Origin of the sequence: Campylobacter showae (assembly GCF_963515975.1) — a bacterium.
Classification (GTDB): Bacteria; Campylobacterota; Campylobacteria; order Campylobacterales; family Campylobacteraceae; genus Campylobacter_A; species Campylobacter_A showae_F.
In genome coordinates this window covers 1-26,764 of the sequence record NZ_CAUPZM010000001.1, presented here as the reverse complement: position 1 = coordinate 26,764, position 26,764 = coordinate 1, and the positions used below count along the sequence as shown (strand labels likewise).

Sequence of the window (26,764 nt, the reverse complement as noted above, 5' to 3'; positions counted from 1 at the left end):
GTCAAATTTGTTGCAGTTTATGGGCTAAATTTTAAAAATTAGTCCGTAAAAGTGGCGTTAAATTTAGCAAAAACTAAAAATAACGCCCGAAGGTAAAATTATTTGCACTCGACTTGCGGCAGTTGTGCTAAAAATATCGGCATTTTTTGCTTGATTAGCGTGTAAAATTTGCTTCTATCCGCGATATTTAGAAACTTTAGCGCGTAGTGCGTGACTCTAAGCCCGCAGTTAAGGCTCTTGACGTGGATTAGATTGATCTCGTAGTTGTCAAAATCGGGGTTGCCCGCGATCGGATAGTAGATCGTGTAAGCTTGATACTCTTTATCGTTTATAGACTTAAAATCATACTCCGCTTTGCCAAACTGCCCGCTTTTTAGCGCGGTCATAAAAGTCTTTTGGTATTCGTTGATGTCGGCGTTTTCATCGACGGTGACGCTTACTAGCTTGCTCCATTTAAAGCCTACTTTTTCATTGGGTAGATAAAATTCCGCCGTTCTTGCGTTTTTTTGCTTTAAGACGAATTTTTCGCCGTCTATGGCCACTTCGTTTGGTAGATTTACGCTATCTAGCGCGCTTTTTGGTAGCTCTATCTGCGTGGTTCTAGGCTGGGTGCAGCCGCCTAAAAATAGACAAACGGCCGCAACGGCGGCAAATGAAACTTTTTTAAAACTCATGTTTTTCTCCTTTATTAGTTGATTTTTTAAACTCCATGCACTTTTTAGCTAGCCCCGCCTCGCACTCTTTTTCGTGCAGCTTTTGCGCCTTTTGGCGTAGCACGGCGGCTTGTTTTTTGTCGCTACTTTCAAGACGGCGCGCTAGATTTAGGCACCCGCGCGCATCGCCGGCTTCGCAAGCCTCGCTAAAAAGGCTATCGGCTTCGTTTTCGTCCGCTTTTACCACTTCGCCTACGCCTCTTTCGTAGATCGCGCCTAGATTCGTGCAGGCCGGTTTTAGCCCATTGTAGCAGGCGATCCCGTAAAAACTAAAGGCTTTTGCTACATCTTGCGGCGCGTTCGTGCCCTCAAAATACGCGTCCGCTAGGCTCTCGCAGGCATCCAACCGCCAAAGCAAGCAGGCCTTTTCAAAAAGCTCTAGCGCGCGCGGAACGTCCTTTTTTGCGCCGCGTCCCTGAGATAGCATCTCGCCAAGCTCGGCGCAAGAAGCTCCAAAGCCGCCTTCGCAGGCTTTCTCGTGAAATTTGACCGCCAGCTCGCTATCTTGCCGCGCTCCGCCGAGCCCCTTTGCGTAGAGCTCTCCTAGCGCCGCGCAGCCGTTTACTACGCCTCTATCGCACGCCTCTTTGCCGAGCTCGTAGGCCGACTCAAACTGCCCGCTTTGATACTGCGTCCAGCCGCCCTGTAGCTCGTCTAGACGCTCGCTGCCGCTGCATTTGTAGGCATTTGCGGCGCAGGCCTTGTCGTAGTAGGATCTAGCGGCCTTGATATCCTGCGCAAAACCCGCCTCGCCGTCCTCGTAAAACCTGCCCAAAGCTTCGCACGCTTCGTAAATTTTACCATCGCACGCAAGCGAGTAAAATTTGAGTGCGTTTTTCGAGTTTTTCGCGGCTTCGTCGTTTGCGCCCATTGCACCGTCCGCGTATATGCCGCCTAGATAGTAGCAAACTACGGCGTATCCGCGCTCGCAGGCCTTTACGTAGAGATCTAGCGCTTTGCTTTCATCCGGCGCGACGCCGCTGCCCGCTTCGTAAATTTGAGCCAGATTATAGCAGCTTAAACCAAATCCTTTTTCGCAGGCTTGCTCAAAAATCGCGGCGGCTTTAGCATGTTCGCCGCTGTTTTGGTGTAGCAAGGCTAGGCTGTCGCAGCCTCTTAGCTCGCCCGCGTCGCAAGCTTTTTGGTAAAATTTACCGGCTTTTGCGTCATCTTGCTTTACGCCTCTGCCGCTTTGGTATAAAAATCCAAGCCTTACGCATCCGCGCGCCTCGCCTGATTCGCACGCTTTTTGCCAAATTTTTGCCGCCGTTTGTTCATCGCCCGCGTCGTAGGCGGTTTGAGCTTCGTTCGTCAAATTTGCGAGGGCGAAATTTAGAGCAAGAAGCAGTAGCAAGAGCTGTTTTATCATCGCGCTCCTTTGTTAAATTTTACTAGCTTTATTTTTCTCAAATTTAACCTATTTTGTTTCTTTGTAGAGTTTGCATACTGCTGTCGATAGGTCGGTAACATCTGGGCGCGATGCCTAAGTAGTGCGACGATGCGCTAAAACTACGCAATCTTGGTGTCCTTGAATATTATTTGTGTATGGAGTAAATTTGATACAGTTACGCAAACGGCTATGATCTTTTTCAAATTTTTCCTTAAATTTAGCGCGAGTCAAATTTGAGCTACAAAACCCGCGCCGAGCCAAATTTAACCGCATCTTTAAAGACTAAAATTTTATGGAGCGGTTATTAGAGTAGCCAAGACTCCGACGCAAAAATTTATCTTGCCTGCGCTTAGGTTTGTAAATCGCGCGTCAATAAAGAAAAGGCGGTCAAATTTAGCCAAGAACCGCTCGGCTAGCAAAGCCAAATTTGACCGATTTGCGCTTAAACGTTAAATCTAAAATGCATCACGTCGCCGTCTTGAACGACGTAGTCCTTGCCTTCTAGGCGCATTTTGCCCGCCTCTTTGGCCGGGTTTTCGCCGCCGCACGCGATGTAGTCCTCGTAGCCGATGACCTCGGCTCTGATAAATCCTCGCTCAAAGTCGTTGTGGATGACGCTGGCGGCTTTTGGCGCTTTCCAGCCTTTTACGATCGTCCATGCGCGCACCTCGACGACGCCCGCGGTAAAATAGCTTATCAAATTTAGCTTCGCAAACGCCGTTTTGATGATCTTTTCTAGGCCACTCTCGTTCGTGCCTAGCGAGCTTAAAAACTCATGCGCCTCTTCGTCGCTAAGGCCTACTAGCTCCTCTTCGATCTTGGCGCAAAGCTTGATGACCTCGTGCCCCGAGCGCGCGGCAAATTCGCGAAGCGCCTGTACGTATTTGTTATCCTCCGAGATACCGTCCTCACCCACATTTGCGCCGTAGACGACCTCTTTTGCGCTGAGTAGTCTTAGTTCTTTGTTTAAATTTATAAACGCGTCGTCGTCCTTGCCGCCGAAGCTGCTCGCACTTTTGCCGTCGTTTAGGTGAGCTAGCAGCGCGTTTGCCGTCTCTAGCGCCTCTTTCGCGCCTTTTGCGTTTGCTTTGGCTTCGCGGGTTAGGCGCTCGATTTTTTTATTTAGCTGCTCGATGTCGGCGAGGATGAGCTCGGTCTCGATGATCTCGACGTCTCGCACGGGATCGACGCCGCCCTCTACGTGCGTGATGTTTTCGTCCTCAAAGCAGCGCACGATGTGCAGTATCACCTCGGTTTCGCGGATGTTTGAGAGAAATTTATTTCCCAGCCCCTCGCCAGCGCTTGCGCCCTTTACGAGTCCCGCTATATCGACGAATTCGATCGTGGAGTATTGGATTTTGTTTGGATTTACGATTTTTGCTAGCTCGCCTAGGCGCTTATCGGGCACTGGCACGACGGCTTTATTGGGCTCGATCGTGCAGAACGGATAGTTCGCGCTCTCGGCGTTTTGCGCTTTTGTTAGCGCGTTAAATGTGGTTGATTTGCCGACGTTTGGCAAGCCTACGATACCTACTGCTAGTCCCATTACAGCTCCTTTGCCATAGCGCATAGATAATAAAGATTCATTCGCACGCCCGCTCCAGTCGCGCCTGCCTGGTTATATCCCCAAGCTTTTTCGGTGTATGCGGGGCCTGCGATATCTTGGTGTATCCACTTGTCTTTAAATTCGTCTTTTATAAATTTATCTAGGAAGATGCCCGCCGTGATCGCGCCTCCGTAGCGGCTAGACGCCGTGTTGCTGACGTCTGCGATCTGGCTTTTGATCAGCTCGCGTAGGTGCGGGTTAAACTCTAAAATCGTATTTAGTTCGCCGCTTTTTGCCGCTTTTGCTTTAAATTCCGCCTTTAGCTCCTCGTTGTTGCCCATTATGCCGCTCGTGTATTCTCCAAGTCCGACCACGCAAGCGCCCGTTAGCGTCGCCATGTCGATGAGGATATCGGGCTTAAAATCCTGCGCATAGCTAAGGCAGTCGGCTAGTACCAAACGGCCCTCGGCGTCTGTGTTTCGCACCTCGATACTAACGCCGCTGCGAGAGATCAGCACGTCGTCGGGCTTATAGGCGTTGCCGCCGATCATATTTTCGGTCGCGCCTAAAATAGCATGAATTTCAAACGGCAAATTTAGCTCCGCCGCGCCTTTAATTATACCCATCGCCGCAGCTGCGCCGCTTTTGTCGGCTTTCATAGTTAGCATATAATCAGCCGGCTTTAAGCTAAGTCCGCCGCTATCGTAGGTTAGCCCTTTGCCGACGAAGATTATGCGCTTTTTCGCCTCTTTTGGCTTATAGATAAGATGGATGAGGCGAGGCGGATGGACGCTGGCTTTGTTTACTGCTAAAAATGCGTTCATCTTTTCTTTTTCGAGGAATTTTTCGTCGTAAATTTTGCAGCTTAAATTTGGATAATTTTTAGCTAGATTTTGAGCCTCTTCCGCCATCTTTTGCGGGGTGTAGATTTCAGGTATTTCGTTTACGACGTCTTTGGTGAAATTTGTCGCCGAAGCGATTATCTCGCCGTGGGCAAAGCCGTCTTGCGCATCGTTTTCGCGCACGATCTCGCCGCTAAATTCTTCGCTGCTAAAAATAATATCTTTTAGCGCGTATTTTTCTTTTTTTTCTTTGTATTTGTTAAATTCATATGCGCCTAGCAAAAAGCCCTCGGTTAGAGCCTGAAAGCTCATTTTTTGGCAGCCTGCGACGTATGAGGCTAGTTTTAGGCTTTTGACGTTTAGCGATTTTACGGCGTTATAGGCCTTTGCCGCAGCTATGCGAAGCTCGTCGTAGCCAAGCTTATTTAGCGGTACGTAGATCCTGCCGCTTTCTAGCAAAAGCAAGACGCTCTCGCCTTTGTAGTTGGCAAATTTAAACGCCTTTTCGTCTTTTATAAATTTATGTTTCAGGTTTTTATCTACGACGAAAATCAGCTCCAAATCAGCCTTGATTTCGCTTAGTTTTTTATTAGTGAGTTGAAACTGCACTTCTGTGTCTCCTATCGTTTAAAATTTTATTTTCTATGCGCCTAAAGCCGTAGAGCAATATGCCCAAAAATAGCGCTACTACCGGCACGGCGACGTACCAGTGCTCTTTTGCCTTGTGCAGGATATCGAGTATGTGTTCGCCTAAAATCCACGCAGGAATTACCGTGATCGCAGCCCAGCACCACGCGCTTATGAGATTTATGAAGGCGTATTTTTTCGCGCTATAGCCGGTTAGGCCGATACACATCGGGATGATGACGCGAAAGCCGTACATATAGCGCTGGATAAAGATGATCGGCCAGCCGTATTTTTTCAGCATTATGTGCGCGATGGCGAATTTACGGCGCTGCGTGTGAAGCTTTTTAGCGATATATTTTTTGTTGTAGCGGCCTAGATAAAAGTAAATTTGATCTCCGACGAAGCCGCCAAGACCCGCGATAAAGATGGCCGGCACTATATGCATGTGCGTCGTGTGAGCGAGGATACCGGCCATTATGAGCGCCATTTCGCCTTCCATTATGCACCATAAAAAAAGTATTATGTAGCCGTATTCGGTGAGCAGTTTTATGAAAAATTCTTCCATCTCAGATCTCTAGTATGCTGTAAATTTTAGTTAGCGGGCGTAAATTTGCGCTACCGCCAAGATCCTTTAAATCGATTAAAAAGCAGGCCTCTACGCAAACGGCGTTTGTTTGATTGATTAGCTCTACGCTTGCTTTTGCGGTTCCGCCCGTAGCGATTAGATCGTCGATTAAAAGCACCTTTGCGCCCGCTTTTTCGCCGAATGCGTCGACGTGAATTTGCACTTCGTCTACGCCGTACTCTAGGCTGTATTTTTGCGAGATCGTGATGTAAGGCAGTTTTTTAGGCTTTCTAATCGGCACGAAAGGCAGTCTCAGTCTAGCCGCCAAAGCCGCTGCGAATATAAATCCGCGCGATTCGATACCCGCGATAAAGTCGATATTAGCGTTCTCGTAGCGAGCTGCGAGGTGATCGATTAGAAAATTAAATGCCTCTTTGTTGTTTAGCAGCGTCGTGATGTCGCGAAATACTATGCCAGGTTTTGGAAAATCGTTTATGCAACGGATAGAATTTAATAAAAATTCCTTCCCCGCTTTGTCTAGTTCTTTCATTTTTTGCCTTTAAATTTGATTTATAGTAGCGCTTCGATTTTGCCCTCTAGCTCGCGGATGCGCTGGCGGAGTTTGTCGTTTTCCAGGCGGTACTGCGAGTTTCTGGTGCGAAGAGCGTTGGCATCGTTTTTGACTTTGTTTAGTTCGTCGGTGAGTATGTCGATGTTGCCAAGGCCGCGCTGGAGCTGGATTTGTAACTTGCGAATTACGACTTCGGTATCTTGGAGATTATTTTTCATAAAATCGCGCGTCGTGCGCTCTTTTTTAAGCAAGGTTTTAAAGTAAAACACCATAACGGTGAGATAGATACAAATGCAGATCAAAACTGTAAGTACGAGCCAATCGGTCATTTCTCGCCTCCTAACTTTTTCACGCGTCTTTCGTGCCTGCCGCCTGCAAATTCGGTAGCGAAAAAGGCCTTTATCATATCTACCGCGACCGCGTCGCCGATCGTTCTAGCGCCCATAGCTAGCACGTTTGCGTCGTTATGCTCGCGCGCTAGTTTTGCCGTTGTGACGTCGTGACAAAGCGCGCAGCGAACGTGCGAATGGCGGTTGGCCGCGATACTGATGCCGATACCCGTGCCGCAGATTAGTACGCCGTATTCGTTACTGCCGCGTAAATTTTGCGCTAGAAGCTCGGCAAAATCGGGATAATCAACGCTATCTTTACTATGCGTTCCTAGGTCGCATACGTCAAAACCTTCGTTTTTTAAAAGCTCGCAAATTTGCGCCTTAAAATCAAAGCCCGCGTGGTCGCTCGCGATAAAAATTTTGTCTATTTTCATGAAATTTCCATAAGCTAAAAAATGCTTAATTATAGCAAAAAAGCATTAAAGTAAAATTTCGCCGCGAGCCTTTAGGAGCGAAATTTGGGCTAAATTTTAAAATTTGCCGTTTACAAAAACATCCTCATGATCGCCACAGCATATCGTATCGGCTCGAAAAAGTAATCTTTTAGCGGCGAGATCACGATGATAACTAGCGCGATAAAACCGTATCTTTGCATGCTGTTTAGCCAGTTTGCAGCGCCGTGAAGCCCGAAAATGCGTAAAAGATACTCAAGCGCTTTCGAGCCGTCAAGAGGCGGGATAGGGTAGAGGTTAAAGAGGGCTAGGACTAAATTTACGGCGGCGAGCATGAAAACAAACTCCGCTACCGAGCTATCAAAAAACCCTTCAAAACCGATCAATTTAAACGCGCAAAACGCTAGCGCAAAAAGAGCAAGGTTGTATGCGATACCCGCAAGCGCGACGATTATAGTAGCCTTGTAGCCGCCGTTGTAAAGCACCGTGCGTAAATTTATGGGTACGGGTTTAGCCCAGCCAAACGTCACTCCCGTGCTAAGAAACATGAGTGCGGGCACGACGATAGTGCCTAGCGGATCGACGTGTTTTATAGGATTTATGCTGAGCCGCCCCAAATTTTTAGCGGTCAAGTCGCCGTATCTATACGCTGCATATCCATGCGCGATCTCGTGCCCGACGACGGAGATAACGAGCACGGCGACCAGGATCGCTACCTGAGCGAAGTCGATGTTGTCAAGGTTCATTCGATCTTATTTCCGTCGTTTTTAGCTTCGGTTCTGGCGGCTTCTAGCAGCTCGGGCGAGTTTTGTATAAAATCCACGCTCTTGCCGACTCTGTTCCATCTGATTTTGTATTCGTCGTCCCAGCTAAAATAGACAAACCAAGGCTTGCCGACGATGTTTTTGTAGGCCACGGGCCCCCAAAATCGGCTGTCGTTTGAGTGGTCGCGGTTATCGCCGATCATGAAAAACTCGCCTTCAGGGACCTGAAAATAAAATGCGTTAAACGGATAGTTGCCTACGCTGGGTAGTTCGTTTACGATAACGGGTTGCATGGCGAATTTGCTCGCGTTTAGGTAGTTTACGGCTAGTTCAAATAAATTTACCTTCTCGTCGTAGTGGATGCCGCCGAATTTATAAGGCTCTTTGACGAAAAGTTTGCCTCCTAGTTTAACGATATCTTTTTCGTCAAAATTTGCCTTTATAAACTCCTCGCCCTCGTGCGGATGCAAAAATAGCGCCTTTTCCGTAAATATCACTTCATCGCCGCCGACTGCGAAATTTCGCTTGACGTAGTGGATCTTTTCATCGTGCGGATAGCGAAAAACCACGATATCGCCGCGCTGCGGTTTGGCTCCCTCGATGAGGTGGCCGTTGCCGTTAAAATCGGGCAAAACCTTGACCTCTATCCACGGAATGCGCGGTGTCGAGATGCCGTAGCTAAATTTTTTAACGAAAAGATGATCGCCGACTAAAAGCGTGTCCTTCATCGAACCAGACGGTATCACGAAGGCCTGCGCGACAAAGAAAATCACGAGCAGGACGATGACGACCGTGCCCGTCCAGCTGTTTGAAAAATCTAAAAATTTATTAAACGCTTTTTTCAAAATTTATGCCTTTTTCACGCGGTTTTTGGCTGATTTTATGGTGTTTGACAGCAGCATCGCGATAGTCATCGGGCCTACGCCTCCCGGAACCGGAGTTATAAACGAGCATTTTGGAGCTACCTCATCAAATTTGACGTCGCCTTTTAGCTTGCCGTCGTCCATGCGGTTTATGCCTACGTCGATCACGACTGCGCCCTCTTTTACCATATCAGCCGTTACGAAATCAGCCCTACCGATAGCAGCTACGAGGATATCGGCACCCGCGCAAATTTCCTTTAAATTTCGCGTTTTGCTATGCGTCACGGTTACGGTCGCGTTGGAGTTTAGCAGTAGATTTGCCATAGGTTTGCCCACGATGTTGCTGCGTCCGATCACGACGGCGTTTTTGCCCTCTAAATTTATATCGTATGCTTTAAAAATTTCCATTATGCCTAGCGGCGTGCACGGTACGAAGCCGTCAAGTCCGCTAGCTAGCTTGCCGACGTTTATCGCGGCAAAGCCGTCCACGTCTTTTGCGGGGCTAATGGTTTCTAAAATTTTATTCGTATCTATATGCTTTGGTAGCGGCAGCTGAACTAGGATGCCGTCGATGCCGTCGTCTAAATTTAGCACGTCTATTAGCGCGATTAGCTCGCTTTGCGTCGTGGATTCGCTCAGGCGGTGCATCACGCTTTTTATCTCGCAGGCTATGCAGGCTTTTTCTTTTGCCGCGACGTAGGTTTGGCTGGCTTTATCCTCGCCCACTAGTATCACCGCAAGCGCAGGCTCTATGCCTTGATTTTTCAAATTTAGCGCCTCGTTTTTTACTCTTTCTTTCACCTGCGCGCTTACGTTTTTGCCGTCTAATATCGTCATTTTCGTCCTTTATTACTTTTTAATCGCAAAGATTGTATGATAGCTAATTTTAGATTAAATTTACGAAAAAGCGAAAGATTTTATGAAAATTTGGCTGATTTCAGGGCTACTTTGCGGTGCGGTGTTTGCGAGCGATTTTATCACAAAAAACGAATACGCAAAGATGCTCTATCAAAACCCGCGCGGCATCGGCTGCGACAAGTGTCACGGCAAGGGCGGCGAGGGCTCGCTCATATCAAAATATAGACATTTCGATAAAAAAACCAAGCAGGTCATCGACGACGAGCTAAGAGCGCCCAGGATAAATAATCTTGATTTTGAAACGTTTAAAGAGGGCGTGCTAAGCGCTAGAAGCGTGATGCCTAGTTACTTTCTAACCGACGAAGAGATAAATTTGCTTTACGAATACGTTATAAATTTCAACAAGGATAAAAAATGACTAACAAAGAAGCTTTCGGGCTGGCTAAAAAATATATCCCGGGCGGCGTAGATTCGCCCGTTCGCGCGTTTGGCAGCGTAGGCGGCGAGCCGTTTGTGGTGGACCGCGGCGAGGGCGCGTATCTAGTCGATATCGAGGGAAATCGCTATCTAGACTTTATCCAGAGCTGGGGGCCGCTCATTTTCGGGCATTGCGACCCTGATATCGAGAGCGCGGTGATAGCGACGGCTAAAAAGGGACTAAGCTTTGGCGCTCCGTCAAATTTGGAAACGAAGCTAGCCAAACTAATCTGCGACGAGTTTAAAAACGTAGAAAAGGTGCGCTTCGTAAGCTCGGGCACCGAAGCCACGATGAGCGCGATACGCGTAGCGCGGGGCTTTAGCGGCAAGGACGGACTGATAAAATTTGAAGGCTGCTACCACGGACACAGCGACGCGCTTTTGGTAAAAGCAGGTAGCGGCGCGACGACGTACGGCAATGCTTCAAGCGGCGGAGTACCCGCGGACGTTGTGAAAAACACGTATCTGGCGCGTTATAACGATATAGAAAGCGTGAGGGCGATATTTGAGGCAAATAGAGGCAAAATCGGCGCGCTGATAATCGAGCCGATCGCTGGAAATATGGGTCTAGTGCCTGCCGATAACGAGTTTTTGAGCGAGCTTAGACGTCTTTGCGACGAAAACGGCGCGGTGCTGATATTTGACGAAGTTATGAGCGGATTTCGAGCGAGCAGACACGGATCGTTCGAATTTAACGGTATCGAGGCCGATCTAGTGACGTTTGGTAAAGTTATCGGCGGCGGTTGCCCGGCGGCTGCGTTTGGCGGTAAGGCTGCTATCATGGACTGCCTAAGTCCCGAAGGCGCCGTATATCAGGCCGGTACGCTAAGCGGCAATCCCGTAGCTATGGCTGCAGGCATCGCAAGCCTAAGTAAAATTTTTGCCGACAACGAGCTTTATGACCGCCTAAATAAGCTAGCCGTGCTATTTGCTCACGGACTAAAAAGCGTCGCCGTTAAGCACGGCATCGCGCTGCAAACGACGGTGAGAGGCTCGATGTTTGGATTTTTCTTTACGGCAAACGAGGTCAAAAACTACGACGACGCGCTAAAAAGCGACGTTAAGCTTTACGCTAAATTTCACGCCAAAATGCTTAAAAAAGGCGTTTATCTAGCGCCTAGCCAGTTTGAGACGGGCTTTATCTGCGACACGATGAGCGAGGACGATATCAAATTTGCCGTTAAGGCCGCAGACGAGAGCTTTGCCGAGATAGCTGCGGAGAGCGCTAGCGAGAACGAGGAGATGCGCGAGGTAAAAGCAAGGATCGCCGATCTGGAAGAGCGTCTAAAAGAGGCTAGAAAAGAGCGCGAAGCGATACAAGAGCGCATGAAAAATAGCTGGGGATTTGCCTAATGGCAAAGATAAATTTGGGCGACGTCGTAAAGGGCGCCGAGCAGCTAAGCCTGGGCATATCTATCGTCGTAGCGCTTGCTATCGGGGCCGGGTTTGGCTACTGGGCGATGAGGGAAACGGGCTGGACGTGGACGCTTTTTGCGGGCGTCGCCGTCGGTATCGCTGCAGCCGCGCTAAACGTCAAAAAGGCCTACGACGCGCAGATAAAAAGCCTTGACGAGCTAAAAGACAAAGGTAAATTTAAACTCGCGAAAGACGACGACGAGGACGATGAGTGAATTTCAAGCTCCTTGCCGTTTACGGTGCGTTTGAGGCTTTGCTATTGCTGGGCTCGGCGGTATTCGGCCGCGCGTGGTTTTACAGCTCGCAGGTCGCGTTTGCGGGCTCGCTTTTGGTGCTGGCCGCGACATTTAGAGCATACAAAAAACGCGTAGAAAACGGAGTGCGAGACTATGACGCCTCCGCAGAGGACGACATAGACGAATGGGGCGAAAATCACGAGGAGTTTCCCGATCGTCCTGCGGAGGCTAAATTTTACAGGCATGACCCGCACCGCGAAGATGCTAAGCGTCTGGATGGGTTAAATTTAAACGACGAAAACGAGCGGGCTAAATTTGACGAGCAAAATTTAAACGACGCAGGCCAAAGCGGTGGGTCAAATTTAAGCCGGGCAAACGAGTCAAATTTAAACGAATCAAATCAAAATAACGAAACTAAGCCCTCAAAAAAGCAAAATTTCGCGCGTAATTTAAAGCAAAATTCGCCCAACTATTTTACCGCATTCGTGCCTTTTCGGCTGATCGCGTATGCGGTTTTGGTCGTCGGATTTTTAGTGCTAAAAAGGCACGACAACCTCGATATCGCCGCGTTTTTGATCGCGCTTGCGGCGATGCCTGCGGGCGCTTTGATATATGGAGTAAAAAGCAATGAGAAATAGCTCGATACTAACGATCAGATCGATGTTTGCACTATTTGTGGGGATGGCGTTTTTGTTTGTGGGAAACGGCCTCATCATCAGCTCTGCGGGCGTCGAGCTAAAAAAAATGGGCGCGGACGAGCTAGAAACGGGATTTGTCATCGCGGTATTTTTCGTTGGAGCTATGATAGCTACGATATTTTCACATAAAATCGTCTCAAAAGTCGGCCACATAAGAAGCTTTGGGATATTTGCGTCGCTTTTTGGTATCGCGGCGATGTTTCACGACCTTAGCCAAAATCTCTACTTTTGGGCCTTTTTGCGCGGGTGTTTGGGTTTTTGCTACTACTCGATTTTAATGATAATCGAAAGCTGGCTCAACGCGCGCGCTAGAAACGAAGTGCGCTCGCGAGTACTGGCATTTTACGAGATCACGTTTTACGTATGTTTTGGGCTGGGCATCCTCGTGCTATCGCTAAATTTATCCACTTCGCACGTGCTTTTGCTTAGTGCGGCGTTTATTTTGTTTTCGAGTATTCCTTTAAATTTAATCCGCATCAAAGAGCCGCCTATCCCCGAAAAAAAGAGCGTCTCGATCCCGAGGGTCTTTGCGCTCGTGCCTTTGGCGCTCATTACCAGCATCGTAGCGGGCATCCTCATAAACGGCTTTTTTACGATGGCTAGCGTTTATATCCTGCTGCAAGGATACGGCGCGAGGGAGGTTTCGTTTTTTATGACCGTCGCGATGGCGGGCGGCTTTATCGCCCACTCTCTCATCGGCGGTTTTTCGGATAAATTCGGTCGCCGCCCCGCGATAATGTGCTGCGCGGGCGTGTCGCTATTTGCGGCTATTTGTTTTTTGGCGCTTAAGCCCTCTATCTACGCACAGTACGTTTTGTCGTTTTTTTTGGGTTCTGGCGCTTTTTGCCTCTACGCGTTATCGCTTGCTCGCGCCAACGACGTTTTAAAGCACAAAAATCAAGGCATCGAAGTAGGGCGCGCCGTACTTTTTAGCTACTCTTTCGGCTCGCTTCTTTCGTCCGTGATAATGGGCGCTAGCATGCAAATTTTAGGCTTTGACGGCTTTATGTGGGTTTACGTGGCGCTGCTTGCGTTTCTCATTGCGTTTTGCTTCACGCAAAAAACCGTTCCGCTTGAAAGCAGAAGCGACTTTGAACATAGTCCCGGCACGATGGCAAATAGCTAATGAAAATCTCAAATTTGACGATATAGCCGTATGGAATCAGTAAGCAACTCAGTAAGTTCGCAAATCGCAACCCAGGCCGCAGTCAGCGGCGCTCTGCCTAAAACGGGCGGACCCGGCGGCCCAGGCGCCGGACAGACGGGTCAGGCGGGCGAAACCAAAAATCTTTTTAAAAATCAGCCCGCGCCTGCGCAAAATTTGGACTCCGAGGCCGCAGATAACGCCGTAAAGGATCTAGATAAGCTCGTAAATAAGCTTTTAAACGAGCTAAAATCAAGTCCGGCGCAGGCCAAAGAGCTAGCCGCTCAGGCAAAAAATCTGCAACTTTCGCCAAATCTCGCAAAAGACATGAAAAGCCTCGTCGCGCTTGCCGAAAACGAGCCCGATCTAAAGGAATTTGCACTCAAGCTAAAGGAGTTTTTAAAACCGGTCGCCGATCTAAAAAACGCGCCTCTAAACGAACAGATAAAAAGCTCGGGCATCATGCTAGAGGCAAATTTAAAAGAGGCGCTAAACGGCAAATTTAACCTACCCAGCGCGATAAATAAGCTGTTTGGCGATATAAAAAATCTCTCGAATCAGCAGCTTTTGGAGCAAATTTCAACACTTACTAAGGATGACAGCCTAAGTACGAACGAAAGCTTTGCTAAGCTTGATCAAATTTTACAAAACGCTAAAACCGCAGCCAAGGATACGCTAGCCGGCTCGCCTTTTAAACAGCTTTTTGAGATCGCGGATAAACTCGAAAACGCAGCTAAATTTATGGATAAACAGGCAAACGCGATGAGTAGCAGCGGACTAAGCCTAAACGAAAAAACGCTAAACAACGAGCTAAATAAAATCTCGCAGCTGCTGGCAAGCGCGGGCGAAAAAATGCAAAATTTAAACAGCGAAAAGCTAAGTCAAAACAGGGGCTTTGCTCTAAATTTGGCCGAGCTAAAAAGCGCGGTAAAAGAGCTAACGGACGAGCTTAGCGCGCTTGCAGGCTCGCAGGATAAATTTAACGATTTCGCGCAAAAAATCGTCCGAGACGGCGCGGATGGAAGCGAAGGTACGACTTTGCAAGACAAGCTGCAAAATGCGGCTAGAAAGCTAAATTTTGCCCTGCAAATCGCCGATAAAGCGGGCTTTGAAGCAAAAAATAGCTTAGATGAAGTCAGCAAGCTGATAAAACAGCAAAACATCGCTCGCGCCGAGCTTGGCGCCGTGACGCCAAAAAGTGCCGAAGAGACGGCAAAGCTGCTGCAAAACGACGTAAAAAGCGCGCTTTTAAACATACAGTCAAAGTCTCCCGACGCTAGCCCTGTAAAAGACGCCGCCTCAAAGCTGCTAGCCCAAATCGAGATGCACCAGCTAGCCTCCGCAGTAGCAGGCGGCGTGCAGACCTATCTGCCGTACGTCTGGGAGGGCGTTGAGGGCGGAAATATCAGGTTTAAACAGGGCAAAAAGCAAAAACACTACGCGCAAATCGATCTAAATTTTCAAAATTTCGGGCAAATCAATATCATGGTAGCGCTTAGCGAAAACAAATACATCGACCTTGCGATCGCGACGCAAAAAGAGGAGTTTAAGGAGCTCATCTTAAGCGGCGCGAAGGAGCTAAAAAGGGCTATCGGCGAACAGGGCTTGATAGTGTCGAATTTTAGTCTAAAAACTATGCCTAAACTGCGCCTTGGCGGCGTTTACGGCGGTCTGGATAAGCTTGATATGGGCTTTGATAAAAAGGCGTAAATTTGGCAAAAGTGCAAAAAACTAAAAAAGCCGTGGCTCTTGGCTACAACCGCCAAAAAGATAATGCCCCAAAAGTGCTGGCGACGGGTTCGGGCGAAGTGGCGAAAAATATCATAAACCTAGCCAAATCTCACGATATCCCGATCAAAGAGGACGCCGATCTGGTCGAGGTTCTAAGTAAGGTCGATCTAAACGAGGAAGTCCCGCCAAATCTCTATAAAGCAGTCGCCGAAATCTTTAGCTTTTTGTATCAAATGACGAATAAAAAGTAGGGCGCCTGCGGCAAAATAGAAGCGAGAGCAGGCTGATTGCAAGCGTAAATTTGAGCGCGAACTAGGAAATTTAAATGAAAAAGACGGTCGGGATAATAGCGATTTTAGCCTTGCCTTTGTTGATCTTATTTTCGGCTCTAGTTTTTGCTAGCGGTAACGGCTCAAAAGGCGCAAACTATCCGAAACACGCGCTAGAAAAAGCGGTAACGCACCATAAAAAAGAGCCTCATCTAAAGAAGATAAAACCGCCTGCTATCAAGTAAAATTTGGCGGAAATCTCGTAGCAAAAAGCCGTAAATTTGAAGATAAATACAATAAAACGCATAAAATTTAGATATAAACGCCGAGTTTAAAGTAAAATTTGACGACTATTCCGCCGCCGCCGCAGGCATTAAAATATCATCCAAAATTTACCGCAGCATCCAGTTATCATAAAATTATTTGCACTATTTTATGTATTTTGCCTTATAGCTAAATTTAATATAAATAAAGATAAAATAGCCGTAAAATTAACTCAAAAAACGGAATAAATTTTGAAACAAAAACTGGTCTTAGTCGGCGCCTCGACGGGCGGTCCGGGACATTTAAAAAGGCTTTTTAAAGGGCTTGAGCTAAACGGAGCTAGCGTCGTTATCGCGCAGCATATGAGCCTGGCTTTTATCCCCAGTTTTATCTCGCAGTTTGACAAGGAGTGCGCGGCGGAGGTGTTGATGCTTGGCGCGCCCACGCAGCTAAAAAGCGCGATATATATCTGCGAAAAAAACTCGGAGATAATCTCTGCTAGCCCCCTCATGGCCGGCATGTGCTCGCCGGCAAAGGAGACCACGTACAACCCCAACGTAGACGTGCTTTTTCACTCCGGCGTGCAGGCTTGTAAGTTTGCCGACGTCATGGCGATCCTGCTAACTGGCATCGGCGACGACGGCGCGCGCGGACTAAACGAGCTATACAAAGCGGGCGCTAAATGCGTCGCCGAAAACGAGGAGAGCGCGATCGTCTACGGCATGCCAAAGCGCGCGAAAGAAATCAACGCAAATTTAAGGTCGCTACCCATCGGCGGTATAAGAGCGGAACTAGAAAGGTTTTTACATGCTTGAAAATGCAAATTTGACGCCCGCTCCTAGCGATGCGGCGGGGCTGAATAAATTCGTCGAAGTCATCAAAAATATGTGCGGCGTGGACCTGGAGTCCAAAAAGGACATGATAAAGCAGCGCCTAATAAATTTCTGCCAAGCAAACCGAATTTCAAGCTTTGAAGCCCTAAGTTCAAAAGTCGTCGTAGACCGCTTTATGAGGCAAGAAATCGTAAATTTGATCACCACGAACGAGACTTATTTTTATAGAGAGTTGCCGCAGCTACAAGCCGCGATCTACTACGCCAGAGAGGAGCTTGATAGCGTGCGGATACTGTGCGCGCCGTGCTCGACGGGCGATGAGGCGTACTCGCTAGGTATGCTCGCGCACTCAAATTTGCTTGACGTAAACCGCGTGAGCATCGTGGGTATCGACATAAACTCAGAGGCTATCGATAGCTGTAAAAAGGGCGTTTATAACGAGCGCTCCTTGCACCGCTTAAACGACAATCAAAAAAATATCTACTTCACAAAACGCGACGGCAAGTACGAAATCAAGCGCGAGATGCTGCCTAGATGCGAGTTTAGCGTGGCAAATATCTTTGACGACGCGATCTTTAAGCTCGGCAAATTCGACATCATTTTCTCGCGAAATATGATGATTTATTTTAACGAGGAATTTAAGCTAAAAACGGTCGAGCGCTTTCATAAAATTTTGAGCGATCACGGCAGGCTCTACGTCGGACACGCCGATTTGGTGCCGTTTACGACGCTTTATAAAAAGCATATTTCAAACGGAACGACTTATTACGCTAAGGCCTGAGCGAGATAAATTTGAGATCAAATTCGGCTCAAATTTGCTTAAATTTGACGCGAGCGGACGGCTATGTTTTTGACCGCGGACGGTAAATTTGTGCGTTTAAATTTGCCTTGCCAAACCCGCGCCGTAGAGTAAAATTACGCTAGTTCGTCTTTATAAATTTTACGCACGAATATCCAATAAATCGCTCCGGCAAAAAATATACAGCCTATCAGCGCCGTGATCAGCGAGAGGCTAAGCCCAAGCTCAAAAAGCAAACCTATACCGCTAGAAATCACCGCCGCGACGCCCAGATAAACCATATCGTTATAGGCGATGATGCGGCCGTAAAATGCAGGATCGCACTTTTGCTGGATGAGCGTGTAGGTGTAGCTCCAAAGCGTCGAGGTAAAAAATCCCGCGCAGAAAATCCCGATAAATCCGATATAGAAGTTGAACTGAAGCGCGCTCCACGCGATGACGCCAAGCCCGTGGCCGACGTAGATATAGACTAGGTTGGAGTTTGAGACGAATTTGCTAAGCACGAGCGGGCCTATGATAAGGGCGACGGCGCGGCAGGCGTTTATATAGCCGATGATGAGCGATGCCGAGAGCAGACCCGCGTACGGATAGTCGGCTAGCAGAGCCACGAGCGCGTCGTAACTAGTCGCGCCCACCACCGCGTGTAGCATGATGAGATGCGCGATGAGGGGACTTTGTTTTACGTATTTTAGGCCGTTTTTTAGCATCTCGCGGACTTTTTCGCCGCCTTTTTTGGCACGCACAGCGATATCCGTTTTAAGCAGGACGATAAGCGCTACTGCGTAAAGAGCGCAGTCAAGCAAAAAGGCACTTTTGATCCCGAAAAAATGGATATAAATGCCAGCTAGCCCCATGCCTGCGGTGTATGAAAAGGCCCAGATGAGCGAGTGGATCTCGTTTGCGGTTTTTATCTCGTCTTTGTTTAAAATTTTGGGAAACAGGCTCATCTCGACCTGAAAATACGTTCCACCGGCCCCGACTCTGATAAATATTATCGCAAATAGCAGCCACATCAAGGAGAGTTTGTCGATAAAAACGAGCATAAAAACCGTCACCATCTCTACGACCGTGAGCGCTATTAGCATAGGTTTGGGGCTAAATTTATCCACCACGATACCGCTAAAAGGCGATAGCAGCACGCCCGGCACGAAAGCTAACGCAGCCGCCGCCGTGATAGCCCAAACGGGCGCGTCAAGCTCGATAAGTAGCGTAAAAATGCCCGTGTGCGAGAACCAAACGCCGAAATAGCAAATCAGTTGTATGAGCGAGAGGCGCGCGAAAACGGGCTGCGTTTTTAGCAGATCGATAAATTTATTCATTTTAGCTTCGGGTCAAATTTGAGCGCTAAATTCGCCGCTTAGTTGGCTTCTAGCTTTTTGTAGATGCGCTCCTGGGCGAAATTTTCTTTGATAAAGCTGTTTTGGTTGCTTATCTGGCGCAGCGTATCGCCGTTAATCTCGAAATTTAGCTTTTCGCGGTATTGATTTGTCACGCTTAGAGTGTTGCCTTCTATCTCGTATTTGCCATTTTGCAGCTCTCTTTGCGCGATCTTTTTTTGATAAACGGTGTCGATTTTAAACGTCCCGTCCGTGTTGAGCGTTAGCGTGCTTTTTGAGTTTTCGCTACATCCGTCGCAAAGTATCTTGGCCTCGTAAACTCCGATCAAATTTTCCTTATCTATTTCAGCACCACACGTTTCAAAAACCTCCGTGCCGCCGCATTTTTTGTTATTTACGGCGCTTCCGCCTGTCACACAGCCCGCAAATATCATCGCAGCCGCGGCTAAAAATAAAATATTTTTCATGATTTATCCTTAAAATTTTGGCTAATTATACTAAAAAATTTCCGCTAAAATGGCGAAATTTTAGCAAAAAGCGGCTAAAATTATGAAAAATATTTTAAGGAGTAGTTATGGAAGAGAGCATCCCGTTTATCGTATTTGCCGTGGTCGTGCTGGCCTTTGCGGTCTTGTTTTTAAAAGCCGGTATCAAGATTATCTCGCAGTCGGATATTTACATCGTCGAGCGTTTGGGTAAATTTCACAAGGTGCTTGACGGCGGATTTCACATCATCATCCCTTTTGTCGATCAGATCCGCGCCGTGATCACCGTGAGAGAGCAGCTAGTAGATATCACGAAACAGCAAGTCATCACCAAAGATAACGTAAATATCAGCGTCGACGGCATCGTGTTTTTAAAGGTCGTCGACGGCAAAATGGCTCTGTATAACGTCGATAGCTATAAGCGCGCGATCGCAAATTTGGCCATGACCACGCTAAGGGGCGAGATCGGCGCGATGAATCTCGATGACACGCTTAGCTCGCGCGACCGCCTAAACTCCGCACTACAAAGAGCGCTCGGAGACGCCGCCGATAACTGGGGCGTAAAGATCATGCGCGTCGAAATTTCCGAGATCTCCGTCCCGCACGGCATCGAAGAGGCGATGAATCTACAAATGAAAGCCGAACGCGAAAAACGCGCGATCGAGCTAAAGGCTCAGGCTGAAAAAGAGGCGCTCATCCGCAACGCCGAGGCGTTAAAACAAGAAAAAGTATTGCAAGCCGAAGCCATCGAGCGTATGGCCGATGCGAAAAAATACGAGCAAATCGCGCTAGCGACGGCTCAAAAAGAGGCGATGGATATGATAAACGAAAGCATGGCGCAAAACGCCAAAGCAGCCGAGTTCCTGCTCGCGCGCGACCGCGTAGGAGCCTTTAACGAGCTAGCTAAAAACGGCTCGAAAGATAAAATTTTAGTCCCTTACGAAGCGACCGAGCTCATCGGCTCTCTAAGCGTCTTGAAGGACTTTTTGGGCGCTAGGGCGGCGAAATGATACCCGCGTACTTGATGCTGGCTGCGGGCGTGGGGTTAATCATGCTCGAGTTTATGCTGGGCAGCTTTTTCGTGCTATTTTTCGGGCTTGGATTTTTGGCGGTCGGATTTTTGGGATTTTTCGTCGATATTGCTTGGGAGTATCAAATTTTACTTATCGCTATCATCTCGCTAGTCCTGCTTTTTGCGCTCAGAAAGCCGCTAAAGGCTAAATTTAACCAGCATGAAAGCGAAGTTAAGGATGATTTTTTAAACGAGAGCGGCGAGGGCGAGATCAGAGAGGGCATGGTTTATTTTAAAGGTACTTTGTGGCGCTACGACGGAAATTTAGCCGAAGGCGCAAAGGTGCGCGTGCTTGGCACCAAAGGCAATAAAGTCGTTTTGGAGAGGGATTAAATTTAAGCTTTTGAGGCGGCCGAGTGTTTTAAATCTAAGCCGCCTTTTGCCGCTCAAATTTAAAGATAACGATGAAACTTGCCGTAGATGCGTACTATACTGGAAACAAGGCTAAAGTCGTAGGGGTTTTGTTTGAAAACTTTAGCGACGAAAAGCCGCTCAAAATCATCTCAAAAGTAGTGGACGGCGTAGCGCCCTATGAGAGCGGAAGCTTTTATAAAAGGGAGCTACCGTGCATCGTCTCGCTTTTGCAAGACTTGGATGTGCGGGATATCTCGCTCATCGTGATCGACGGTTTCGTTTACCTTGACGACGAGGGCGGATACGGTCTGGGCGGGCATTTATACGAGTGCTTGGAGCGCAGAGTGCAGATCGTGGGCGTAGCCAAATCGCCTTTTAAAGGTAGCTGCAAATTTGTAAGAGAAATTTGCAGAGGCGGTAGCAAAAGGCCGCTTTTTGTTAGCGCGATCGGTATGGATGTAGACGAAGCGGCGCGGCTAGTAAAGGGGATGAGCGGCGAGTTTAGGATGCCTAGCTTGCTTAAAATTTTAGACGACGAGACTAAAACCGAAATTTAACTACTTTGCAGCGAAATTTAACTTGATTTTGATGCTGCCGGCAGGCGTAAATTTGAGCGAAAATGCGATCAAATTTGACCTTGACCGCATTAAATTTTAGTGTTTGTGATGAGGACAGGTGTGTGCTTCGTCGCTTGCGCAGCTTTTGTCGTGATGGGCACACTCCTTATGTTGCGCGCAGCCTTGCGCTTTTGCGTCGCATTTTGGGCACGGCTTTGATTTGGCGCAGTCGCCGCTACAGCCGAGATTTTTGTCCGCTCCGTGATTTCTGTGATGAGGACACTCTTTCATTGCACCGTGAGACTGGGCGCAGCTAGCGTTTGCCATGCCGTGATGCGGGCAGCTTGCGTCTTTTGTCTGCGTAGCGTGGCGGTACTCATGCGCGTTTTGCTCGGCGGGAGCGGGTTTGTTTGCTGCGCAGCCTGCAAAAACTAGCGCCAAAATCGCAGCTAAAACTAAATTTTTCATCTTTTCTCCTTTGGTAAAATGTCTCGCGATTTTATCAAATTTAAGCTTTATAAATCGGGTTAAATTTGAGCGGGCGACAAAATGGGTTAAATTTAAAGGTTGCGGCAAATTTGACTCTAGGTTTTATGCGATCGACTATCTGTGACAGTGCGGAGCGTCGCAGCTAGCGCCAAAAGGCTAAATTTTAGCTTGAAAGCGTCTTTTGCGGATTTTAAAATTATTTCTTTTCCTTTTTTGAGGCGCGAAACGATATCCGCAAGACGTTAAAAAACGTGAATTTATCAAAGATAAAAGCGTTTTTCGCTAAACTCGCGTAAAAAATTTAAAGGAAAAACTTGAATAGACTAAGCGTGGACGAGGCGGTAAATTTGATAGAGAACGCCGAGCTAAACGAGCTTGGAGCGATGGCTCTAACGCGCAAACGCGAGCTGCATCCACAGGGCGTCACGACATTTATCGTGGATAGAAACATCAACTACACGAATGCGTGCTGGGTGGACTGTAAATTTTGCGCGTTTTACCGCGATCATAAAGACGAGGATGCCTACGTTCTTAGCTTTGAGGAGATCGGGCAAAAGATCGAGGAGCTCATCGTTATCGGTGGGACGCAAATTTTATTTCAAGGCGGCGTACATCCGAAACTAAAAATCGAGTGGTACGAGGATCTCGTGGAGTTTATCGCGAAAAAATACCCAAGCATCACGATTCACGGATTTTCAGCGGTCGAGATTGACTATATCGCGAGGATCTCGCGCATCAGCACCAGGGAGGCGCTACGCCGTCTGCGAGAAAAAGGGCTCTACTCTATGCCAGGAGCCGGAGCCGAGATACTTAGCGACCGCGTCCGCGACATGATCGCGCCTAAAAAATGCGACGTAGAGACTTGGCTGCGCATCCACCGCGAGGCGCACGAGGAGGGGCTAAAGACGACGGCTACGATGATGTTTGGTACCGTCGAAACCACGCGCGAGATCGTGGAGCACTGGGATCATATCAGGAGCTTGCAGGATGAGACAGGCGGCTTTAGAGCGTTTATCTTGTGGAGTTTTCAGGGGCTAAACACGCGCCTAGCCGCCGAATGTCCCGAGATCAAAAAGCAAAGCTCGAATCGCTATCTGCGCCTGCTTGCGGTTTCTAGGCTGTTTTTAGACAACGTACCGAACATCCAAAGCAGCTGGGTCACGCAGGGCAGCTACATCGGGCAGTTGGCGTTGCTGTTTGGCGCAAACGACCTAGGCAGCACGATGATGGAGGAAAACGTCGTCAAGGCCGCGGGCGCTAGCTACCGTATGAATCAAGACGAGATGATACGCCTCATCAAAGACATCGGGGAAAAACCCGCCAAACGCAATACCAATTATGACATTTTAGAAAGGTTTTATTGATGAAAATCATAAATTTAAAAGCCGCAAATTTACAAATCCCTACCGTTTACGAGGCTAGCAAAACCCTGCCAGCGGTGAGCCTAAAGCTTATTTTCAAGGTTGCCGGAGCTTGTGCGGAGGAAAAAGCGGGGCTTGCTAAATTCGTCGCTAAAATTTTTGACGAAGGAACGCTAAGCAAGGGCGCGGCGGGCTTTGCCAAAGAGCTTGAAACGCGAGCGATTAGCCTTTACGCGAGCGCTGGATTTGAGACCTTTGCGTTTGAGCTAAACTGCCTAAAGGAGCACTTTTCTTTTGCGCTCGCCAAGCTAAAAGAGCTTTTAGAGGAGCCGAATTTAAGCCAAAAAAGCTTTGAGAAGGTGCGAACTCTGACTCTGGGCGAGATATCTAGCAACGAGAGCGACTACGACTATCTAGCTAGGGTCGCGCTAAACGGGCTGCTATATCCCGGTACGAATCTAGCGCGCCCAAGTATCGGCACGAAGCAAAGCGTGGAGAGTATCACGCTAGAGGACGTTAAAAATTTTATCGCTAGCAAGCTTGATCTGGCAAATTTATTCTTAGTGCTGGGCGGCGAAGTGACGCCTGGGGAGCTAAATTTAGACGAGATTTTAAGCTCGCTAAAGGCTGGCGAGCCGCGCGAGCTAAGGCTTTTAAAAACCGATGAAAAATGCGGCGAAAAAGCCATCATCAAACCTAGCGAGCAAGCCTATATCTACTTTGGCGCGCCTTTTGACGTTTCCAGCAAAGAGCGATATAAGGCCAAGGTCGCGACGTTTATTTTGGGCGAAGGCGGCTTTGGCAGTAGGCTGATGGAGGAGATCCGCGTGAAGCGAGGGCTGGCGTATTCGGCATATGCTAGGAGTGAATTTGCGCTCAGCCACTCGCAAATTTGGGGCTACCTACAAACCAAAAACGAAAGCAGGAGCGAGGCGGTCGCGGTCGTGAAAGACGAATTTGCAAAATTCGTCAAAAACGGCGTAAAGGCAGGCGAGCTAGCGCAGGCTAAAAGATTTTTGCTAGGCTCGCAGCCGCTACGTCAAGAGACGCTTTTTAACCGCTTAAACATCGCTCAGAGCGAGTTTTATAACGGCTTTAAACTAGGAAATTTTAAAGACGAGCTAGAAAAAATCTCGAAGCTAAAGCTTGCCGAGCTAAACGCGTTTATCGCGGAGCACGCAGAGATAGAAAAGCTCAGTTTTGCCGTGCTTTACAATGAAATTTGATGAAAAAGACAGAATAAATCTAAAAAAAATCGGCGTAACCACTCTGCTCGATCTAGCGTTAAAGCTTCCTAAAAGTTTCGAGGATACAAGCCTGGCCGCCGCGCCAAAAGACGGACACGTGAGCGTCGCCGTAGAGATAAAAAGCGCGTATCGCCAAGGCGGAATGCTGCATGCCGTATGCTGGTGTGAGGCGTGGGAGCAAAACGTCAAAATCGTGATTTTTAACGCCAAGCCTTGGCATCACGGCGCATTTAAGGTCGGCAAAAGCGTGTTTGTGAGCGGCAAATGCGCCTACGCCTACGGCTCGTGGCAGCTAACCAATCCCAAAATCGTCACGAAAATAAACGAAATCATACCCAAATACAAGCTCTCTCTCAGAGACGATTCGTTTAAAAATTTGGTCCAAAAATACGTAAATTTGCCCAATTTACTTGAGGCGGGACTCGCGCCTAAGGAGGCTGAGTTTTTGCTAGGCCTACACCGAGGAGACGAAAAAAGCGTGGCGATGCTGGACGCACTCGTGCGAGAAAAAGCGGGCGAAGAGGTGCTAAAATTCGTAGAAATTTACAACTACCTAAAAAAGCTAAACGCCAAAAAAACTCACTTTAAAGCGCCTAAAATCAATCTTTTTGATATCTCGGAGTGGCTTAAAAATTTGCCGTTTGCGCCGACTTCCGACCAGCTAAACGCTATCGCCGATTTGCGCGCGGACTTTAGCGGCGAGGAGGCGGTGCGGCGCGTCGTGATGGGTGATGTCGGCAGCGGCAAGACTCTTGTGATGCTAGCCGCCGCGCTTAGCGTCTATCCCGGCCCTGCGCTTATCATGGTGCCGACATCGATACTAGCCGAGCAAATTTACGCCGAGGCAGAGCGTTTGCTACCTGATTTTATGCGTGTTTTGCTTGTTAAAAGCGGCGACAAGCCCGAATTTGACGGCGTAAATCTCATTATCGGTACGCATGTTTTGCTATATCAAAGCTTGCCATCTGCTCCTTTGGTGATGATAGACGAGCAGCACCGTTTCGGCTCGAATCAACGTGAGAAAATCAATGCTCTAGCTAGCGGAGGACTTGGGCGAGACCCGCAGCTTGACGAAGCAGACGGTGAATTTGAGGTTAAATTTGATGGCGGCGAGCATGCAAATTTGACTGTAAAAGTGCCAAAAAACCGGCAAGCAAAAATAGCGGATGAGACCAAGGCTCACGTCGTGCAGTTTTCGGCGACGCCGATCCCGCGCACGCTAAGCATGATACAAAGCAGCTTCGCGGAGTTTAGTTTCCTGCGGCAAATGCCTTTTGAAAAGCACATCCATACGCAAATTTTACAAAGTGCGGATTTTGGCGAGTTACTGGCACATATCAAATCGCAAATCGCTAAAGGCAAGCAAGTCGCCGTGATATATCCACTCGTGGAGGTCAGCGAAAGCTCGAACTATCAGGGGCTAGAGGAAGCACAGGGGTTTTGGCGGGCAAATTTTGCCAACGTCTACGTAACGCACGGCAAGGACAAAGAAAAAGAGCAAGTACTGCGCGAATTTCGCGAGTGCGGCGACGTGCTACTGTCGACTACGGTGGTCGAGGTCGGTATCTCGCTGCCAAGGCTTAGCACGATCGTGATAGTGGGCGCGGAAAGGCTAGGACTAGCGAGCCTGCATCAGCTGCGCGGACGAGTAGGGCGAAACGGCGGGAGCGGATTTTGCTTTTTATTTACAAAGCTCAAAAATCCGCCGTCGCGCCTGAGGGAGTTTTGCGAGACGCTGGACGGCTTTAAGATCGCTGAGATAGACCTCAAAAATCGCCAAAGCGGCGACATCCTAAACGGCGCGTTTCAGCACGGCGCGACGTTTGAATACTACGACTACGAAGAGGAGATCACGCAAGCGGCGAAGGATAGGCTTGGGATTTAGCTAAATTTGCCGTTGAGTCGGCAAAATTTGGCTGCTTGCTTGAGTATTTCTCTGTTTATTTTTAAATTTGAAATAAAATCGGTAAAAAATTGCGTTCAGAATTTTATGATTTTTAAAATTTACTTGAAACAAATTTACAGATAGTTTTTTGGAGTGTTTTTAACCCAATTAAAGCTCCCGTGATTGCATGGTTTATTATTGCTTTTTTGCGGATTATTAAAAAGAGAATTGGCATGAAATTAAATGCTTGCGGTTGTGACTTTTTATAAAAGCTAGAGATTACTAATTTGCGCTCATATTGAAATATGGTTTTTATGCAAGGCAACTTAAAAAGCGAAGTAGTAAATTTAAAAGCGGATTGGTGACCCTTACGAGAATCGAACTCGTGTTACCAACGTGAGAGGCTGGTGTCCTAACCGCTAGACGAAAGGGCCAACAATGATAAAATAAATCGTGGTGCCCCGTGTAGGGCTCGAACCTACGACCCCATCATTAAGAGTGATATGCTCTACCAACTGAGCTAACGAGGCAAATGGCGCAGCGGACGGGGCTCGAACCCGCGACCTCCGCCGTGACAGGGCGGCATT

The 26,764-nt window shown here is 48.1% G+C and carries 30 protein-coding genes and 2 tRNA genes; 16 read left to right on the top strand and 16 right to left on the bottom strand.

Annotated elements, in window-relative coordinates:
* Positions 1–98: 98 nt before the first annotated feature.
* The 11 genes from RWM02_RS00160 to folD all read right to left on the bottom strand — a co-directional run bounded on the left by RWM02_RS00160 (position 99) and on the right by folD (position 9,502).
* Positions 99–674: a hypothetical protein gene (locus RWM02_RS00160; protein ID WP_314068164.1), complete on the bottom strand. Its 576-nt coding sequence runs from the start codon at positions 672–674 to the stop codon at positions 99–101.
* A complete protein-coding gene (locus RWM02_RS00155; RefSeq protein WP_314068161.1) occupies positions 664–2,082 on the bottom strand; it encodes a tetratricopeptide repeat protein in 1,419 nt (472 codons plus the stop codon). The genes RWM02_RS00160 and RWM02_RS00155 overlap by 11 nt, the downstream gene beginning before the upstream one ends.
* A gap of 463 nt (positions 2,083–2,545) precedes the next feature.
* Positions 2,546–3,649: a redox-regulated ATPase YchF gene (gene ychF, locus RWM02_RS00150; RefSeq protein ID WP_295140733.1), complete on the bottom strand. Its 1,104-nt coding sequence runs from the start codon at positions 3,647–3,649 to the stop codon at positions 2,546–2,548.
* Positions 3,649–5,100, bottom strand: a complete 1,452-nt coding sequence (locus RWM02_RS00145; protein ID WP_314068158.1) for a leucyl aminopeptidase — start codon at positions 5,098–5,100, stop codon at positions 3,649–3,651. The genes ychF and RWM02_RS00145 overlap by 1 nt, the downstream gene beginning before the upstream one ends.
* Positions 5,081–5,683: a DedA family protein gene (locus tag RWM02_RS00140; protein ID WP_314068155.1), complete on the bottom strand. Its 603-nt coding sequence runs from the start codon at positions 5,681–5,683 to the stop codon at positions 5,081–5,083. The genes RWM02_RS00145 and RWM02_RS00140 overlap by 20 nt, the downstream gene beginning before the upstream one ends.
* A 1-nt stretch (position 5,684) precedes the next feature.
* Positions 5,685–6,233: an adenine phosphoribosyltransferase gene (gene apt, locus RWM02_RS00135; protein WP_314068153.1), complete on the bottom strand. Its 549-nt coding sequence runs from the start codon at positions 6,231–6,233 to the stop codon at positions 5,685–5,687.
* A gap of 20 nt (positions 6,234–6,253) precedes the next feature.
* Positions 6,254–6,583 carry a hypothetical protein gene (locus RWM02_RS00130; RefSeq protein ID WP_297968927.1) on the bottom strand — a complete coding sequence of 110 codons (330 nt, stop codon included), beginning with the start codon at positions 6,581–6,583 and terminating at the stop codon, positions 6,254–6,256.
* Positions 6,580–7,020 carry a ribose 5-phosphate isomerase B gene (gene rpiB, locus RWM02_RS00125; RefSeq protein WP_314068149.1) on the bottom strand — a complete coding sequence of 147 codons (441 nt, stop codon included), beginning with the start codon at positions 7,018–7,020 and terminating at the stop codon, positions 6,580–6,582. Before rpiB ends, RWM02_RS00130 begins: the two co-directional genes overlap by 4 nt.
* Positions 7,021–7,130: 110 nt before the next feature.
* Complete coding sequence (locus RWM02_RS00120; RefSeq protein WP_314068147.1) at positions 7,131–7,784, bottom strand: site-2 protease family protein; 654 nt, start codon at positions 7,782–7,784, stop codon at positions 7,131–7,133.
* Entirely contained in the window at positions 7,781–8,647 is an 867-nt protein-coding gene (gene lepB / locus RWM02_RS00115) for a signal peptidase I (protein WP_314068146.1), read from the bottom strand. Before lepB ends, RWM02_RS00120 begins: the two co-directional genes overlap by 4 nt.
* A 3-nt stretch (positions 8,648–8,650) precedes the next feature.
* Positions 8,651–9,502 carry a bifunctional methylenetetrahydrofolate dehydrogenase/methenyltetrahydrofolate cyclohydrolase FolD gene (gene folD / locus RWM02_RS00110; RefSeq protein WP_314068144.1) on the bottom strand — a complete coding sequence of 284 codons (852 nt, stop codon included), beginning with the start codon at positions 9,500–9,502 and terminating at the stop codon, positions 8,651–8,653.
* A gap of 82 nt (positions 9,503–9,584) precedes the next feature.
* Between folD and RWM02_RS00105 the strand changes: the two genes are divergently transcribed.
* The 10 genes from RWM02_RS00105 (at position 9,585) to RWM02_RS00060 (ending at position 17,372) form a co-directional block, all read left to right on the top strand.
* Complete coding sequence (locus tag RWM02_RS00105) at positions 9,585–9,941, top strand: c-type cytochrome (protein ID WP_314068142.1); 357 nt, start codon at positions 9,585–9,587, stop codon at positions 9,939–9,941.
* On the top strand, positions 9,938–11,353 hold the full coding sequence (gene hemL, locus RWM02_RS00100) for a glutamate-1-semialdehyde 2,1-aminomutase (protein WP_314068140.1): 1,416 nt from the start codon (positions 9,938–9,940) through the stop codon (positions 11,351–11,353). The genes RWM02_RS00105 and hemL overlap by 4 nt, the downstream gene beginning before the upstream one ends.
* Positions 11,353–11,631, top strand: a complete 279-nt coding sequence (locus tag RWM02_RS00095) for an AtpZ/AtpI family protein (RefSeq protein ID WP_314068137.1) — start codon at positions 11,353–11,355, stop codon at positions 11,629–11,631. The genes hemL and RWM02_RS00095 overlap by 1 nt, the downstream gene beginning before the upstream one ends.
* Positions 11,628–12,290 (top strand): potassium transporter TrkA, encoded by a 663-nt coding sequence (locus RWM02_RS00090; protein ID WP_314068135.1) that lies wholly within the window; start codon positions 11,628–11,630, stop codon positions 12,288–12,290. Before RWM02_RS00095 ends, RWM02_RS00090 begins: the two co-directional genes overlap by 4 nt.
* Positions 12,280–13,476: an MFS transporter gene (locus RWM02_RS00085; protein ID WP_314068133.1), complete on the top strand. Its 1,197-nt coding sequence runs from the start codon at positions 12,280–12,282 to the stop codon at positions 13,474–13,476. Before RWM02_RS00090 ends, RWM02_RS00085 begins: the two co-directional genes overlap by 11 nt.
* A 30-nt stretch (positions 13,477–13,506) precedes the next feature.
* On the top strand, positions 13,507–15,204 hold the full coding sequence (gene fliK / locus RWM02_RS00080) for a flagellar hook-length control protein FliK (protein WP_314068130.1): 1,698 nt from the start codon (positions 13,507–13,509) through the stop codon (positions 15,202–15,204).
* A 2-nt stretch (positions 15,205–15,206) separates the two neighbouring features.
* Positions 15,207–15,476 carry a FlhB-like flagellar biosynthesis protein gene (locus tag RWM02_RS00075; RefSeq protein ID WP_002953476.1) on the top strand — a complete coding sequence of 90 codons (270 nt, stop codon included), beginning with the start codon at positions 15,207–15,209 and terminating at the stop codon, positions 15,474–15,476.
* A gap of 74 nt (positions 15,477–15,550) precedes the next feature.
* Positions 15,551–15,739 (top strand): hypothetical protein, encoded by a 189-nt coding sequence (locus tag RWM02_RS00070; protein ID WP_314068126.1) that lies wholly within the window; start codon positions 15,551–15,553, stop codon positions 15,737–15,739.
* Positions 15,740–16,009: 270 nt separating this feature from the next.
* Positions 16,010–16,573, top strand: a complete 564-nt coding sequence (locus RWM02_RS00065) for a CheB methylesterase domain-containing protein (RefSeq protein WP_122874158.1) — start codon at positions 16,010–16,012, stop codon at positions 16,571–16,573.
* On the top strand, positions 16,566–17,372 hold the full coding sequence (locus tag RWM02_RS00060; protein ID WP_185898570.1) for a CheR family methyltransferase: 807 nt from the start codon (positions 16,566–16,568) through the stop codon (positions 17,370–17,372). Before RWM02_RS00065 ends, RWM02_RS00060 begins: the two co-directional genes overlap by 8 nt.
* A gap of 134 nt (positions 17,373–17,506) precedes the next feature.
* On the opposite strand, the gene RWM02_RS00055 is transcribed toward RWM02_RS00060, so the two are convergent.
* Positions 17,507–18,709: an MFS transporter gene (locus tag RWM02_RS00055; protein ID WP_314068119.1), complete on the bottom strand. Its 1,203-nt coding sequence runs from the start codon at positions 18,707–18,709 to the stop codon at positions 17,507–17,509.
* Between the two features lie 38 nt (positions 18,710–18,747).
* The gene (locus RWM02_RS00050; protein WP_314068117.1) at positions 18,748–19,194 is read right to left on the bottom strand and encodes a copper resistance protein NlpE N-terminal domain-containing protein; all 447 of its coding nucleotides are present in this window, start codon (positions 19,192–19,194) and stop codon (positions 18,748–18,750) included.
* 107 nt (positions 19,195–19,301) lie between these two features.
* On the opposite strand from RWM02_RS00050, the gene RWM02_RS00045 reads away from it, so the two are divergent.
* From RWM02_RS00045 to RWM02_RS00035, 3 genes are all read left to right on the top strand, one after another.
* Positions 19,302–20,222, top strand: coding sequence for an SPFH domain-containing protein (locus tag RWM02_RS00045; RefSeq protein ID WP_009493831.1), 921 nt, complete (start codon positions 19,302–19,304; stop codon positions 20,220–20,222).
* Positions 20,219–20,617 carry an NfeD family protein gene (locus RWM02_RS00040; RefSeq protein ID WP_314068113.1) on the top strand — a complete coding sequence of 133 codons (399 nt, stop codon included), beginning with the start codon at positions 20,219–20,221 and terminating at the stop codon, positions 20,615–20,617. The genes RWM02_RS00045 and RWM02_RS00040 overlap by 4 nt, the downstream gene beginning before the upstream one ends.
* A 71-nt stretch (positions 20,618–20,688) precedes the next feature.
* Positions 20,689–21,195: an endonuclease V gene (locus tag RWM02_RS00035; RefSeq protein ID WP_314068110.1), complete on the top strand. Its 507-nt coding sequence runs from the start codon at positions 20,689–20,691 to the stop codon at positions 21,193–21,195.
* A 96-nt stretch (positions 21,196–21,291) separates the two neighbouring features.
* Here RWM02_RS00035 and RWM02_RS00030 read toward each other — a convergent pair whose 3' ends face one another.
* Positions 21,292–21,663 carry a putative periplasmic lipoprotein gene (locus RWM02_RS00030; protein WP_314068108.1) on the bottom strand — a complete coding sequence of 124 codons (372 nt, stop codon included), beginning with the start codon at positions 21,661–21,663 and terminating at the stop codon, positions 21,292–21,294.
* 335 nt (positions 21,664–21,998) lie between these two features.
* On the opposite strand from RWM02_RS00030, the gene RWM02_RS00025 reads away from it, so the two are divergent.
* From RWM02_RS00025 to RWM02_RS00015, 3 genes are read left to right on the top strand one after another with little or no spacing between them, the layout of a single operon-like run.
* Positions 21,999–23,048 carry a dehypoxanthine futalosine cyclase gene (locus RWM02_RS00025; protein WP_314068105.1) on the top strand — a complete coding sequence of 350 codons (1,050 nt, stop codon included), beginning with the start codon at positions 21,999–22,001 and terminating at the stop codon, positions 23,046–23,048.
* Positions 23,048–24,271 (top strand): M16 family metallopeptidase, encoded by a 1,224-nt coding sequence (locus tag RWM02_RS00020; RefSeq protein WP_314068103.1) that lies wholly within the window; start codon positions 23,048–23,050, stop codon positions 24,269–24,271. Before RWM02_RS00025 ends, RWM02_RS00020 begins: the two co-directional genes overlap by 1 nt.
* The gene (locus RWM02_RS00015; RefSeq protein WP_314068101.1) at positions 24,261–26,177 is read left to right on the top strand and encodes a DEAD/DEAH box helicase; all 1,917 of its coding nucleotides are present in this window, start codon (positions 24,261–24,263) and stop codon (positions 26,175–26,177) included. Before RWM02_RS00020 ends, RWM02_RS00015 begins: the two co-directional genes overlap by 11 nt.
* Positions 26,178–26,536: 359 nt before the next feature.
* Here RWM02_RS00015 and RWM02_RS00010 read toward each other — a convergent pair.
* Both RWM02_RS00010 and RWM02_RS00005 read right to left on the bottom strand, forming a co-directional pair.
* A tRNA-Glu gene (locus RWM02_RS00010) sits at positions 26,537–26,611 on the bottom strand.
* A gap of 20 nt (positions 26,612–26,631) precedes the next feature.
* Positions 26,632–26,707 (bottom strand) — tRNA-Lys (locus tag RWM02_RS00005).
* Between the last annotated feature and the right edge of the window lie 57 nt (positions 26,708–26,764).

Excerpts from the sequence above, each read along its gene's own strand:
- RWM02_RS00105 (WP_314068142.1), top strand. The coding sequence starts at position 9,585 with ATGAAAATTTGGCTGATTTCAGGGCTACTTTGCGGTGCGGTGTTTGCG.
- ychF (WP_295140733.1), bottom strand. The coding sequence starts at position 3,649 with ATGGGACTAGCAGTAGGTATCGTAGGCTTGCCAAACGTCGGCAAATCA.
- RWM02_RS00035 (WP_314068110.1), top strand. The coding sequence starts at position 20,689 with ATGAAACTTGCCGTAGATGCGTACTATACTGGAAACAAGGCTAAAGTC.
- RWM02_RS00085 (WP_314068133.1), top strand. The coding sequence starts at position 12,280 with ATGAGAAATAGCTCGATACTAACGATCAGATCGATGTTTGCACTATTT.
- apt (WP_314068153.1), bottom strand. The coding sequence starts at position 6,233 with ATGAAAGAACTAGACAAAGCGGGGAAGGAATTTTTATTAAATTCTATC.
- RWM02_RS00160 (WP_314068164.1), bottom strand. The coding sequence starts at position 674 with ATGAGTTTTAAAAAAGTTTCATTTGCCGCCGTTGCGGCCGTTTGTCTA.
- RWM02_RS00040 (WP_314068113.1), top strand. The coding sequence starts at position 20,219 with ATGATACCCGCGTACTTGATGCTGGCTGCGGGCGTGGGGTTAATCATG.
- RWM02_RS00020 (WP_314068103.1), top strand. The coding sequence starts at position 23,048 with ATGAAAATCATAAATTTAAAAGCCGCAAATTTACAAATCCCTACCGTT.
- RWM02_RS00060 (WP_185898570.1), top strand. The coding sequence starts at position 16,566 with ATGCTTGAAAATGCAAATTTGACGCCCGCTCCTAGCGATGCGGCGGGG.
- rpiB (WP_314068149.1), bottom strand. The coding sequence starts at position 7,020 with ATGAAAATAGACAAAATTTTTATCGCGAGCGACCACGCGGGCTTTGAT.
- RWM02_RS00030 (WP_314068108.1), bottom strand. The coding sequence starts at position 21,663 with ATGAAAAATTTAGTTTTAGCTGCGATTTTGGCGCTAGTTTTTGCAGGC.
- RWM02_RS00120 (WP_314068147.1), bottom strand. The coding sequence starts at position 7,784 with ATGAACCTTGACAACATCGACTTCGCTCAGGTAGCGATCCTGGTCGCC.
- RWM02_RS00045 (WP_009493831.1), top strand. The coding sequence starts at position 19,302 with ATGGAAGAGAGCATCCCGTTTATCGTATTTGCCGTGGTCGTGCTGGCC.
- RWM02_RS00155 (WP_314068161.1), bottom strand. The coding sequence starts at position 2,082 with ATGATAAAACAGCTCTTGCTACTGCTTCTTGCTCTAAATTTCGCCCTC.
- folD (WP_314068144.1), bottom strand. The coding sequence starts at position 9,502 with ATGACGATATTAGACGGCAAAAACGTAAGCGCGCAGGTGAAAGAAAGA.
- RWM02_RS00130 (WP_297968927.1), bottom strand. The coding sequence starts at position 6,583 with ATGACCGATTGGCTCGTACTTACAGTTTTGATCTGCATTTGTATCTAT.
- RWM02_RS00070 (WP_314068126.1), top strand. The coding sequence starts at position 15,551 with ATGAAAAAGACGGTCGGGATAATAGCGATTTTAGCCTTGCCTTTGTTG.
- RWM02_RS00050 (WP_314068117.1), bottom strand. The coding sequence starts at position 19,194 with ATGAAAAATATTTTATTTTTAGCCGCGGCTGCGATGATATTTGCGGGC.
- fliK (WP_314068130.1), top strand. The coding sequence starts at position 13,507 with ATGGAATCAGTAAGCAACTCAGTAAGTTCGCAAATCGCAACCCAGGCC.
- RWM02_RS00095 (WP_314068137.1), top strand. The coding sequence starts at position 11,353 with ATGGCAAAGATAAATTTGGGCGACGTCGTAAAGGGCGCCGAGCAGCTA.
- RWM02_RS00140 (WP_314068155.1), bottom strand. The coding sequence starts at position 5,683 with ATGGAAGAATTTTTCATAAAACTGCTCACCGAATACGGCTACATAATA.
- RWM02_RS00015 (WP_314068101.1), top strand. The coding sequence starts at position 24,261 with ATGAAATTTGATGAAAAAGACAGAATAAATCTAAAAAAAATCGGCGTA.
- hemL (WP_314068140.1), top strand. The coding sequence starts at position 9,938 with ATGACTAACAAAGAAGCTTTCGGGCTGGCTAAAAAATATATCCCGGGC.
- RWM02_RS00055 (WP_314068119.1), bottom strand. The coding sequence starts at position 18,709 with ATGAATAAATTTATCGATCTGCTAAAAACGCAGCCCGTTTTCGCGCGC.